The sequence below is a fragment of the Nitrosomonas sp. Nm58 genome, from assembly GCF_900107335.1.
In the GTDB taxonomy this organism is placed as follows: Bacteria; Pseudomonadota; Gammaproteobacteria; order Burkholderiales; family Nitrosomonadaceae; genus Nitrosomonas.
The window spans coordinates 1-12,738 of record NZ_FNPQ01000025.1 but is presented as its reverse complement, the minus strand read 5'-3'; the positions used below and the strand labels follow the sequence as shown (position 1 = coordinate 12,738).

Below are 12,738 nucleotides of genomic sequence, written 5' to 3'. Positions count from 1 at the left end.
AGTGCTTTTGATCAAGATAGCGCTGTCAAATAATCAATGGTCAGGTCTAAATCTCTCTATTTCTGTAATGCTTGTGGCGGCCAAACCTTGAAGTGGCAGGGCCAGTGCCCGCACTGCCGGGAATGGAATACACTTGTGGAAGCGGTTGCTGAGAAAACAGGTTACACGAGTTTCGATAAAAATAGCTTTCGTCTTATTCCTGCAACCATGCTTAGTCAGGTGCACAATTTAAATGAGATTGAAACGCAGGAATTCCCCCGTTATTCGACAGGCATGATCGAATTTGATCGGGTGTTGGGGGGGGGGTTAGTGCGGGGGGGGGTCGTTCTGCTTGGAGGCGATCCAGGTATTGGTAAATCCACGTTGTTATTGCAGGCGCTATCAGCCATGTCGGCCAGGCATCAGGTATTGTATGTTAGCGGTGAGGAATCGGCACAACAAGTTGCGATGCGGGCTAAACGTTTGGCACTGGATGTGACAGCAATCAAACTGTTGACTGAGATTCAGCTGGAAAACATTCAAACGATGCTTGCTGAGCATCAACCCGAAGTAGCGGTGATTGATTCGATCCAGACAATTTATGCGGAGACACTGCAATCTGCGCCAGGATCAGTCGCTCAAGTTCGCGAATGCGCTGCTCAGTTGACACGATTAGCCAAGGCTCAAGGAGTCTGCATGATTCTGATTGGCCATGTTACCAAGGAAGGTGCGCTCGCTGGGCCACGTGTGCTCGAACATATGGTCGATACCGTGCTGTACTTTGAAGGGGATACTCATTCCAGCTTTCGCTTGATTCGGGCATTCAAGAACCGCTTTGGTGCAGTCAATGAGTTAGGTGTTTTCGCAATGACTGAGAAAGGTCTACGTGAAGTAAGCAATCCCTCGGCTTTGTTTCTTTCCCATCACGATGAGCAAGTACCCGGTGCTTGTGTGATGGTGACACAAGAGGGGACGCGCCCATTATTGGTGGAGATCCAAGCATTGGTGGATGAGGCGCATGCGCCTAATCCAAGGCGATTAAGTGTAGGACTGGAGCAAAACCGCCTAGCGATGCTGCTGGCGGTGTTGCATCGACACGCAGGCATTCCCTGCTTTGATCAGGATGTGTTTATCAATGCGGTTGGGGGTGTCAAAATAACCGAACCGGGAGCGGATTTGGCTGTCGTGCTTGCGATTGTTTCTTCGCTGAAAAATAAGCCACTGCCTGAAAAAATAGTGGTGTTTGGTGAAATCGGCTTGGCAGGAGAGGTGCGCCCTGTCCAGCGTGGTCAGGAGAGATTGAAAGAAGCGGCTAAATTAGGTTTTGTCAAAGCGATTATCCCTAAAGCCAACCAACCCAAGCAGGCTATCCCTGGTCTGGAGATTATCGCGGTGCGGCGTGTCGAAGAAGCGGTGGCTCAATTGCGTTAAAGAAGTATCAATGTACAACACTTTTGTAACTGATATTGAAAATTATGAGGGTGAGATTTTATATTCTGATGATGCTTTTCATCATTGCGTTAGTGGCGGCTGCAATCTTGCCATCCATTCCCCAGCCTCTTTCGTATCATGAGCTTATCGATCAGCGTTCATTTCTGGGTGTACCTAATTTTCTCAATGTTGCTTCAAATCTGATTTTTTTGTTGGTTGGGATAGTAGGTTTAGTGTTTCTTAGGCGGGTGAGGGTGCTGCCCTCACAAAAAACTTTTACTGTATTGGCAGAATGCTGGCCATACCTGATCGTGTTTCTAAGCGCCATCATGGTGAGTGTGGGGTCAGCTTATTATCATTGGGAGCCAGAAAACAGTACGTTATTTTGGGATCGATTACCGATAGCGATGGGAGTAATGGGCCTATTAGCGGCAACCGTGACCGAGCGTATTGACATCAGACAAGGATTACAATGGTTACCGGTGCTGGTCATGATTGGGATGGCGAGTGTAGTTTATTGGTACTGGAGTGAACAGCAAGGCGCTGGGAACCTGAATTTTTATATTGCAGTGCAGTTTTTCTCGATACTATTGATCGTTTTACTGGCAATTTTATTTCCCTCTCGCTATACGCGTGGAGCAGATATTTATATGGTTATTTTTCTGTATGGTCTGGCTAAGCTCGCGGAAATGTTGGACGAGGAGATTTATCATTTTGGCCAGATTGTGAGTGGCCATACACTTAAACATCTTCTTGCTGCCTTGGCTATTTACTGGATTTTGCGTATGTTAAAAAAACGAAGATTGCTAGAGAGATTTGATCAAGCAGATCAAAAAGGAAAGGTAATCGATGTTTGAAGTAGAGATGAGATACCTGAATTTGTTATAAAGTAAACGGAGGGTAATTGAATGTTGTGCTACGGCAGCAACCTGCCGTAGCTGTTTGCTCAATCTTCCCTTTTTACAGGATTATGCCTGTGGAATTGCATTAATTGCCCGGCTCAGCATGGATACCTACATTGAATTGACTTGGACGCTTAAAGGAGGAACGTTTCCTGTTATCGTTGGGGGTTGCGCGATCAAATTTATGAGGATGGTTTTTATTTGAATCAGCATAGTTAAATGAATTTCTTTCATTCGATGCCCAAGAACGATTACGTTTATGAGCAACATGGGGAGTCCTTTGGGCTTTTCCATCATTTTGCCCAATTCGATGTTTGAACTTTGGTTCCATACCCGGAATGACAGAGGGCGTAAAGCGCTGTCCCGTAAAACGTTCGATTCTTTTTAGGCTAATGCTATCTTTTCCAGAGGCAAAGGAGACAGCAATGCCGGATGCGCCGGCGCGGCCTGTTCGCCCGATACGATGTACATAGTCTTCGGCAAATTTGGGTAAATCAAAATTAATAACGTGAGTAATATCAGCAACATCGATTCCTCTTGCCGCAACATCGGTAGCAACCAGGATACGAAGCCTGCCGTTCCGCAATTTAGTCAGGGTGCGAGTGCGTTCACGCTGACTCATGTCGCCATGAAGTGCACTAGCCTCATGTCCTTGCGCTGCAAGATCGTCAGCTAAATCGTCTGCGTCACGTTTGGTTGCGGTAAAAACGATGGCTTGCTTAAGTGATTGATCGCGGAGTAAATGATCGAGCAATCTATTTTTATGAGAGAGATCATCTACATAATGGAGTCTCTGCTCGATATTTTCGAGCTTCGTACGATGCGAAGCTACCTGAATACGTTTAGGGGATTTCAATAATCGCGCTGCAATTTTGTCTATCGTCGAGTCAAGTGTGGCAGAAAATAATAAAGTCTGACGACTTGATGGTGTAGCTGAGGCAATACTTTCGACATCTTGGACGAATCCCATGTCAAGCATACGATCTGCTTCGTCCAATACCAGCATTTCCAGACGTGAGAAATCAATGCGACCCCGCTGAATGTGATCAATTAGGCGGCCAGGTGTTGCAACCAAGATATCGACTGGTTGAGATAATAATTTGTTTTGCAATACATAAGACATTCCACCCAGAATACTGACGACTTTGATGCGAGTCAGGTATTTGCCATACTTGCTTGCGGCATCGGAAACTTGTAAAGCAAGTTCACGAGTAGGCGTTAATACCAGTATGCGTGGCCCACGGCCGCTTACTTTTGTAGGGGTAGCTAGGCGATTAAGTGCGGGTAACATGAAGGCAGCAGTTTTGCCCGTGCCCGTTTGGGCTGAAGCCATGACATCATGGCCCTGAATTAATTCTGGAATGGCTTGTTGTTGGATAGGTGTAGGTGTAGTGTAACCTAAGTCATTAATTGCTTTGATAATAGCGGGATGTAAATTTAAATCTTCAAAAGACACGTTGTTTTCCTGATGTGTATAAGTAAAAAATACGCGAGCAGGGATTGAGACCAAAAACTCATAGGCTACCAATACCGCTGGCGCAGAAATAAAACATCGCAGCTAACCAGTGGTATTACGCAATTTCCAGACTAAACAGAGGGAAAATTGAAAGGAGGTCAGAAACGATGGAATCTAAAAAGATGGTTACTATTTGAATAGACCGTGCAGTATACAGGAATTATCGATTATGTCGAGTTTTTTATTGGCGGACCATAATACTACAACGTGAGTTCGACGTAACAAAGGCTGTAAAAGGAATCCGAATTCCTTATGATGAAACGATTTTAAGAAAGAGCTTCATCACTAGAGGAGTCAGGTTCCGATGGATACTATAGCGATTTTTTGTGCGATAGACGACTTTTGCCAGGAGTTTGAGTCATGGTGGGAGCAGCGCTTGCTGGAATCCTCGCTAAAGCCGCGTCAGCGACGAGGGGAACTGTGTCTTAGTGAAGTCATGGCGATCGTGGTGGGGTTTCATCTACCCGGCTGCCGGACTAAGGACTATTACCTGAATCAGGTATTGAGGAATGAGCGGCCTTATTTTCCAGGGTTGGTGAGCTACAATCGTTTTGTTGAGCTGTTGCAAGGTAACGCTGGTGCCGTTCGTTGAGCTGTTTTCTGATCAGCCGTTTTGGGCGCTGCAGTGGGATGAGCTTCATTGATTCGACCGGGATCAGTGCATGTCACAATCGCCGCATCTGATCACATAAAGTAATGGCGGCGTTTGCTGCCAGGGGAAAGACCAGCGTAGATTGGTTTTATGGATTCAAGCTGCACTTAATCATTAATGACCAGGGGGAATTACTGAGCGTGAAAATAACGGCAGGTAATGTCGATGATCGTGACCCGGCGCCAGAGCTGGCACGTTCCTTATTTGAAAAACTCTTTGGTGACCGGGGCTACATCTCTCAGCCGCTCTTTGAGCAACTCTGGGAGGAAGGCGTGCAACTCGTCACCAAGCTGCGTAAAAACATAAGAAGCAAGCTGCTGCCGCTGTTTGACAAACTTTTGTTGCGTAAACGCTCGATCATGGAGACTGTCAACGATCAACTGAAAAACATCTCGCAAATCGAGCATTCCCGCCATCGCAGCCCATTTAACTTTTTTGTTAATCTGATAGCCGAGCTGGTAGCTTACGTTAATATGCGCGGAGTATGAATTCTAGGATTTTTCTGAAGTTATTGTTACTTTGGAGAATTTACGCTTGCCCACTTGAACAATGACTGTTTCACCAGCGGCGACATGAATTGCCTTGTCAACGATTTTATTTCCATTTAGCTTTACACCACCTTGCTCAATCATGCGCAATGCTTCGCTGGTACTAGGTGTTAGCCCTGCTTGTTTAAGTAGCTGGGCAATAGAAATATTGATTTCGTCAATCGGTAGTAATTTCTCCGGAATATTATCTGGTATAACTCCCTTTTTAAAGCGAGCTTCGAAATCGATCAACACTTTCTCAGCATCTGTCTTGCTATGGAAACGGGCGACAATTTCTTGAGCAAACAGCACCTTAATTTCTCGCGGATTTCGGCCTTTTTCCACCTCCTGCTTCCAATTCTGGATAGTATTTAATGATTCAAATGAAAGTAGCTCGATATAACGCCACATTAATCTGTCGGAAACAGACATAAGTTTTCCAAATATTTCAGTGGGATTTTCAGTAATACCAACATAGTTGTTTAGGGATTTGGACATTTTGTTGATGCCATCCAACCCTTCTAGCAGCGGCATGGTGAGAATACATTGCGGCGACTGGCCAAAATGTTTTTGTAATTCACGTCCCATCAATAGATTGAATTTTTGGTCAGTGCCTCCTAATTCGATATCAGCCTTGAGCGCAACTGAGTCATAGCCTTGAATGAGCGGATACAGGAACTCATGGAGAGCAATAGCTTGGTTATTACGATAGCGTTTGCTGAAATCATCTCTTTCCAACATCCGTGCAACAGTGTGAGTCGCGGAAAGTTTAATTAGATCAACGGCACTAAGCTTATCCATCCAGGTGGAGTTAAATACTACTTCAGTTTGATCCGATCTGAGGATTTTGAAAACCTGATTTGTATAAGATTTAGCATTCTGCTTAACTTCATCGCGAGTTAACGGGGGGCGTGTTGAATTTTTACCGCTAGGATCACCGATCATTCCCGTGAAATCACCAATTAGAAACAGGATATGGTGACCCATATCCTGGAACTGGCGTAGCTTATTGAGCAATACCGTATGACCCAGATGCAAATCAGGCGCAGTAGGATCAAATCCAGCCTTAACTCTCAAAGGAATACCCGTCTCAAGCTTCTGGATTAATTCTTCTTCTACCAGCAACTCATGACAGCCGCGCTTAATTTTTTTTAGTTGTTCGGTGATTGAATTAGACACAATAAATACAATAGTTTATTTTTAGGATCCTGGCGGTCAGCTTATTTTAAGTTTGTTTTCCATATAATACCAGGCTAGCAGGCTGTTGAAAAACGGACTTGCTCCGGTAAAATTTTGCAAAAACCTTACTATACTGAATCATGCGCGGCATTGAACATTCCCAACAACAGCCTTTCAGCTACATCAACTTGGAAGAATGGATGCCTGTCAATCATGCGCTGCTCCAGGTGTTGTTTGCCATCCGTTCCGAACGGTAACTGGTCGAGCACATCGAATACAGGCTGCTGTACCGCTGGTTTGTTGAGCTGGGTATTGACGATCTGGAGTGGGATCAAAGTGCCTTTACCCATAACCGCAACCGCCTGCTGGACAACGCAATGGCTGGGTGTTTTTTCATGGGTGTCAAGTATCTGACGGAGTGGGTGGAACTGAGCAGTGACGAACATTTCAGCATTGACAGCACACACTGCTGGATGCCTGGGCGTCACGCAAAAGCTTTGTGCGCAAAGATGGCGCCAACAATCCGCCGGATGACAACACCCGCAATACAGGTCGGAACTTCAAAGGGGGAAAAGTGCAGCAACGCCACCCATGAATCGGCCACTGATCTTGGCGCACACTTGGCGCGCAAGAGTGACGGCGATGCCAGTCGTCTGTGCCACATGGAGTATGTGCTGATGGAGAATCGTAACGGTCTGGTGTAGATATAAGCGTATCGGCGACGGCAGGGATGGCCGAACGGGAAGAATCGCTCAAGCTGTTGCAAGCCAACGTCAACCCGGAAGCCACAGTGGGGGAAGATCGCGGCTGCGATGTGGATAAGCACATCAAGGCAGTGCGGTCGCTGGGTATGATCCCGCATGTGGCAGCCCAATGCAAAGGCAGCACCATGCCGGATGATATTTGCCAGAGTGAAGGCTATGCGACCAGTCTGAAGATTCGCAAACGGATCGAGGAAGTATTGGGCTGGATCAAAACGGTAGGCGGGATGCATAAGCTGAAGTTGGTCCGGCGCAATAGAATCAGCGGGCAGCTCCGGTTTATTGCCGCAATTTGCAATCTGGTGCGCATCAGAAGTCTGGCCGGCGGGGGGGGGGGGCGGGTTCGCGCACATAGGAACGGTACGTCCAAAATCCGCCTAAAACAGGCGGATAAGAACAAAAGAGCAGGATTTACAGGAAGTTCGGACAGAAACTGATCAAAAAATGAGTCTCTTTGGTAAAAATAGATCTGCAAAAACAACCAAAGTGCTTCCAGTCTTTTAAAAGAGAAATTTCAGAATCAAAATGCCGAGTTTTTCAACGGCCTGCTAGGGATTATGCATTTCTGTGCTAGACTAAGGGCCGGCTCACAATCAGATAGGAGATGTAACATAAGATGCTATATACGTCACCACGCGATAAAATGAGGATTCTAGCGCAAAAGCCGCCGGTGTTTACACAAAAAAGATTACGTTGGTTAACAATCTTATCCAGTTTGCCCTTATTTGGTATGGTTACTGCATTTGGCATCTCGCCAAATGCTTCTTTGCAAGATATTCCTGAGCGTAAAATTGTTCGTACTCTCTCACTCCCTGAAATGTCAATTTCTGATGATACTAATAGCGCTTTCTGGCATCAGGAAAATATTCGTCGTGGAGACACGATTGCAGCGATTCTTTCACGACTGGAAGTTAATCAGCAGGATAAAGCCAATTTTTTACGTATTGTCAAAGACAGCAAGGCAATGCGGCAGCTCAAGCCAGGAGAAATTATTCATGCTGAAACAACAGCAGATGGAGAACTGTTAACACTACGATATTTTTATGGTAAAGGAGAGCAGTTCCTGATAGAGAAGGTTGATGACGCCTATGAAATGAGCGAGCAGTCTGTTGAAGCGAATGCCCGTATTCGGGTTGGTTCTGGAGTGATAGAAAGCTCTTTGTTCGCAGCTACAGATGCCGCTGGATTACCCAGTAGTATTGCGATGCAGATTGCTAATATTTTTGCATCAGATATTGATTTTTATCGTGATTTACACAAAGGTGATCGTTTTACGGTCGTTTATGAGACGTTTCGTGATAATGGTGAGAGTGCGCAACATGGGCGTATTCTAGCTGTCGAATTTATCAACAAGGGTAAATCTTATCGGGCAGTATATTTCCAGGCTCCTCATGAGGAAGGTGATTACTATACCCCTTCCGGCGAGAGTTTACGTAAACCATTTTTGCGTGCACCCTTAGAATTTTCTCGAATCAGTTCAGGATTTACAAATGCTCGTTTCCATCCGATATTAAAACAATGGCGTGCTCATAAAGGAGTCGATTATGCAGCGCCAATTGGTACACCTGTAATGGCAACTGCAGATGGAACAGTAGAATATAGTGGGTGGCAAAACGGATATGGAAACCTGGTTGTATTGAAACATCGCGGGGAGTATAGCACTGCTTATGGGCACTTATCAGCTTTCAGGAAAGGTATGCAGAAAGCAAGGCATGTTAAGCAAGGTGAGGTAATTGGATATGTTGGTTCAACTGGAATGGCAACAGGTCCACATCTACATTATGAGCTTCGCATAAATGGGATTCAGCGTGATCCGTCAAAGATGGTGATGCCTTCCGCGCTACCTATCAGCAAAAAAAATAGAACTGTGTTTCATAGGGAAACAAAAGAACTTGTTGCTCGATTAGATCTTCTTCGTAATGCCAATTTTGCTTCTGCCAACTGATTCTGAGTTTTACGAATATATTCCAGTTTAGCGAGTTAAGTCATTGAGAGAAGCTCTCTATATAGGGATCATGTCTGGAACAAGTCTCGATGGGGTAGATGCAGCATTAGTAAATTTTGATTCATCGACTCCTTCCTTGATCCAAACCTATTTCTTGTCTTATGACAAATACTTACGAGAGCAATTGTTGGCGTTAAATCGAGCGGATCATGATGAGCTTCATCATGCTGCTTTACTGAGTAATAAACTATCCAGATTATATGCTGATGCCGTAGAAGGCCTTCTTGTCAATAGCGGGATTAGCTCGCAAAGTATTGCTGCCATTGGCTGTCATGGCCAGACAGTAAGGCACTGTCCCCAGCCTGATAGAGCTTATAGTATTCAATTAGGCAATGCCGCACTTCTGGCGGAACTTACTGGTATTACTGTGGTTGCTGATTTCAGAAATCGTGATATCGCGGCGGGGGGGCAAGGTGCTCCTTTGGTGCCGGCATTTCATCAAGTTCTATTTGGTCATACAAAAAAACATCGCATCATAGTCAATATTGGTGGAATTGCAAATATTACTAGTCTTTCGCCTAAGAGCGGGATTGTTGGTTTTGATTGTGGCCCGGGAAATATATTGATGGATGCCTGGTGTTTGCACCATAGAGGAAGCGTTTACGATCACAATGGCTCTTGGGCTGGAACAGGGTGTATTATTCCAGGGTTGCTGGAAGCATTTCTTGCATTTCCATTTTTTTCTTTACCACCACCGAAAAGTACAGGTAGGGAGATGTTTAATAATGAATGGTTAAGAAGTTATTTGCGCGGGAATGAGGTGCCTGAAGATGTGCAGGCTACATTACTGGAACTTTCTGCTGAAGCAATTGCACGACCTATACGATTTCATTTTCCAGAAGCCGAAGAAGTTTATTTGTGTGGTGGCGGTGCGCGCAATAAGAGGCTAGTAGCCGGATTGAAGGCCATCTTACCGGAGAAAAAAGTTGATTTAACCGATGTGTTGGGTATAGATGCTGATTGGATAGAAGCATTTGCTTTTGCTTGGCTAGCCAAACAGACTATCAATAAAGTCCCTGCTAATCTTCCTGCTGTTACGGGTGCGCAAGGTAGCCGTATTCTTGGGGCGATTTATACTGCTTGAGCGCGCCTCAGTGAATGGCTAAATTGAGAAGGAGGAGCCGCAGCCACACGTGCTCGCTGCGGAAGGATTTTTAATAATAAACTGAGCGCCTTGAGGATTTTCCTGGTAATCGATTTCAGCGCCAATTAAATACTGAAAGCTCATTGAATCGATTAATAGTTTTACTCCCCCTTTTTCCATAACAAAATCATCTTCATTAATGGTTTCATCAAAAGTGAAACCATATTGAAAACCTGAACATCCTCCCCCACTTATGAAGACTCTTAATTTTAAATTATAATTCCCTTCTTCCTCTATTAGGTGCTTGACCTTGCCTACTGCATTCTCAGTAAAAATTAAGGATGATTGGTTTTCAGTATTCATGCCAGTTGTCACGTTCATATTATTCTACCTACCTATCTATTATTAAATGAAGGGCTTGAGTAAACTATATTAGTTCTATTTCGACACTTTAAAAATCAATTTGTATCTGAATCAACATAAAATATATCATTGGTGTCAATTTACTTCATTGAGGGTATTTCTGTTGGGACAGTTTCTTATTCTATAGACAAGCTAGGTGTAAAAATATTACTTAGGGTAATAGTGGAACATGTTCAATCCCTAATGTTTCTGGAAATCCCAGCATGATATTCATATTTTGTACCGCTTGTCCTGCAGCACCCTTAACGAGATTGTCTGTTACTGAGAGTATCACTGCGATATTACCATCTTGTGGGCGGTGTACTGCAATTCGGCAATAGTTAGATCCGCGAACAGAACGTGTTTCTGGATGATTGCCTGCTGGCAATACATCGACAAATGGCTCATTAGCATAGCGATTTACATACAGAGTTTGTAAATCAACTTCTTTAATGAGTTTTGCATATAAAGTTGCATGTATTCCGCGAATCATGGGTGTGAGATGGGGCACAAATGTAAGGTCAACTTGTTTTTTAGCGACACTGGATAAACCCTGCTTTATTTCGGGTAGATGGCGGTGTCCTGGTACAGCATAGGACTTAAAGTTGTCTGCGGCTTCTGAAAATAATGTTTGTACCTCTGCTTTACGTCCTGCACCTGATACCCCTGACTTTGTATCAGCAATAAGTTGATTGATATCGATCACTCCGGCTTCAATTAAAGGTAAAAAGCCTAGTTGTACTGCGGTAGGATAGCAGCCTGGATTAGCTATTAGCCGTGCATTTCTTATGTGTTCACGATTTATTTCAGGCAAACCATATACGGCTTCAGCAATTAACTCTGGGCAGGCATGAGGCATGCCATACCATTTTTCCCATTCTGCTATATTTTTGATACGAAAGTCAGCGGATAAATCAATAATAAGAACGCCTGCATCAAATAGAGATCTCGCCTGCTGCATAGCGACTCCATTGGGAGTCGCAAAGAAAACGAGATCACATTTGTTTAGTTCAGCTCGACTGGGATCAGAAAACTTAAGCGTTACTTGCTTACGTAAACTGGGAAATAACTCATCAACGGCCATTCCTGCTTCCTGGCGCGAGGTAATTACATTTAGTTGAACTTTCGGATGCTGTGCAAGAATGCGTAGTAGCTCTACGCCTGTATAGCCTGTTCCGCCTACTATACCAATTTTGATCATAGTGTTCCCGTGTAGGAGAGTATGTCTTAATTCTGGTAAAACAAAAAAGCCGCCAGTATAGGCGGCTTTTCTTGAATAGATAAGTAAGTTAACGTTTAGAAAATTGTTTACGCCGACGAGCTTTACGTAAACCAACTTTCTTCCGTTCAACCTCTCGCGCATCACGCGTCACAAAGCCAGCTTTACTTAAAACCGGCTTAAGTGTTTCGTCATAATCAATTAAGGCTCTGGTTATTCCATGACGCACTGCGCCAGCCTGCCCAGATTCTCCGCCACCGCAGATATTGACCATTATATCTAGATTCGTCATGTTGTCCGTCAACTCAAGCGGTTGACGGACAATCATGCGACCGGTTTCGCGTGAAAAATATTCATCTACCGGCTTATTATTTATAGTAAATAGGCCACTTCCCGGTTTAATAAAAACTCTAGCTACAGCACTCTTCCTGCGACCAGTTCCGTAATTATAATTTATTGCCATAAATTAAGCTCTGATTTCTAATAGTTTTGGTTGCTGTGCAGTATGCGGATGAGAGTCACCTGCATACACCTTAAGCTTTTTAAACATAGCATAGCCTAATGGACCCTTAGGCAGCATGCCCTTGACTGCTTTCTCCAAAGGTTTTCCCGGAAAACGCGCATGCATCTTCTTGAAATTAGTCTCGTATATCCCTCCGGGATAGCCACTGTGCCGATAATACTTCTTGTCTTCTTCCTTATTACCCGTTACGCGTATTTTGTCTACATTAACGACAACGATATAGTCTCCTGTATCGACATGCGGAGTATAGATAGGCTTATGTTTTCCTCGCAAACGATGTGCTATCGCTGCAGCCAATCTTCCTAAAACTTTATCAGTCGCATCTATAACAAACCAATCATGATTAACTTCATGTGGCTTTGCTGAAAAGGTTTTCACTGAACTTATCTCGCTCTTTTTGTTTTCGAACACAAATCAACCAAGAATATTATGCTAAGTAAAGGAGATTGTCAATTTTCATTGTTAAGAATGTAGAGAGCAAATAAACTGTCCGGACTTGTAGCAAATGATCTGTCTGGTTTGATATGGAGTCCTGGGAGGATTTCAGATGAAACGGAC

10 protein-coding genes and 2 pseudogenes are annotated in these 12,738 nt (G+C 44.3%); 6 read left to right on the top strand and 6 right to left on the bottom strand.

The genetic code is table 11. The features are described from left to right. The first annotated feature begins 36 nt into the window (after positions 1 to 36). Positions 37 to 1,410: a DNA repair protein RadA gene (gene radA, locus BLW34_RS10200; RefSeq protein ID WP_090579077.1), complete on the top strand. Its 1,374-nt coding sequence runs from the start codon at positions 37 to 39 to the stop codon at positions 1,408 to 1,410. 68 nt (positions 1,411 to 1,478) lie between these two features. Beyond that, a complete protein-coding gene (locus BLW34_RS10195) occupies positions 1,479 to 2,267 on the top strand; it encodes an alkaline phytoceramidase (RefSeq protein ID WP_256203739.1) in 789 nt (262 codons plus the stop codon). A gap of 130 nt (positions 2,268 to 2,397) precedes the next feature. On the opposite strand, the gene BLW34_RS10190 is transcribed toward BLW34_RS10195, so the two are convergent. Then, positions 2,398 to 3,768 carry a DEAD/DEAH box helicase gene (locus BLW34_RS10190; RefSeq protein ID WP_090579071.1) on the bottom strand — a complete coding sequence of 457 codons (1,371 nt, stop codon included), beginning with the start codon at positions 3,766 to 3,768 and terminating at the stop codon, positions 2,398 to 2,400. Between the two features lie 364 nt (positions 3,769 to 4,132). On the opposite strand from BLW34_RS10190, the pseudogene BLW34_RS10185 reads away from it, so the two are divergent. Beyond that, positions 4,133 to 4,968 (top strand): annotated as a pseudogene (locus BLW34_RS10185) (IS982 family transposase). Between the two features lie 3 nt (positions 4,969 to 4,971). Here BLW34_RS10185 and tyrS read toward each other — a convergent pair. Next, positions 4,972 to 6,186, bottom strand: coding sequence for a tyrosine--tRNA ligase (tyrS, locus tag BLW34_RS10180; RefSeq protein ID WP_090579068.1), 1,215 nt, complete (start codon positions 6,184 to 6,186; stop codon positions 4,972 to 4,974). Between the two features lie 140 nt (positions 6,187 to 6,326). Between tyrS and BLW34_RS10175 the strand changes: the two are divergent. The 3 genes and pseudogenes from BLW34_RS10175 to BLW34_RS10165 form a co-directional block, all read left to right on the top strand. Further along, positions 6,327 to 7,273: pseudogene (locus BLW34_RS10175) on the top strand (IS5 family transposase); the annotation flags it as partial. A 290-nt stretch (positions 7,274 to 7,563) separates the two neighbouring features. Then, positions 7,564 to 8,892 carry a peptidoglycan DD-metalloendopeptidase family protein gene (locus BLW34_RS10170; RefSeq protein WP_090579065.1) on the top strand — a complete coding sequence of 443 codons (1,329 nt, stop codon included), beginning with the start codon at positions 7,564 to 7,566 and terminating at the stop codon, positions 8,890 to 8,892. Positions 8,893 to 8,935: 43 nt separating this feature from the next. Continuing rightward, on the top strand, positions 8,936 to 10,036 hold the full coding sequence (locus BLW34_RS10165) for an anhydro-N-acetylmuramic acid kinase (protein ID WP_090579062.1): 1,101 nt from the start codon (positions 8,936 to 8,938) through the stop codon (positions 10,034 to 10,036). A gap of 18 nt (positions 10,037 to 10,054) precedes the next feature. Here the strand turns inward: BLW34_RS10165 and erpA are convergent, their stop codons facing one another. From erpA to rplM, 4 genes are all read right to left on the bottom strand, one after another. Continuing rightward, positions 10,055 to 10,417, bottom strand: coding sequence for an iron-sulfur cluster insertion protein ErpA (gene erpA / locus BLW34_RS10160; protein WP_371263930.1), 363 nt, complete (start codon positions 10,415 to 10,417; stop codon positions 10,055 to 10,057). 193 nt (positions 10,418 to 10,610) lie between these two features. After that, positions 10,611 to 11,639: an N-acetyl-gamma-glutamyl-phosphate reductase gene (argC, locus tag BLW34_RS10155; protein WP_090579059.1), complete on the bottom strand. Its 1,029-nt coding sequence runs from the start codon at positions 11,637 to 11,639 to the stop codon at positions 10,611 to 10,613. Between the two features lie 88 nt (positions 11,640 to 11,727). Then, complete coding sequence (rpsI, locus tag BLW34_RS10150) at positions 11,728 to 12,120, bottom strand: 30S ribosomal protein S9 (RefSeq protein ID WP_090579056.1); 393 nt, start codon at positions 12,118 to 12,120, stop codon at positions 11,728 to 11,730. A 3-nt stretch (positions 12,121 to 12,123) separates the two neighbouring features. Then, a complete protein-coding gene (rplM, locus tag BLW34_RS10145; protein WP_090544178.1) occupies positions 12,124 to 12,558 on the bottom strand; it encodes a 50S ribosomal protein L13 in 435 nt (144 codons plus the stop codon). Between the last annotated feature and the right edge of the window lie 180 nt (positions 12,559 to 12,738).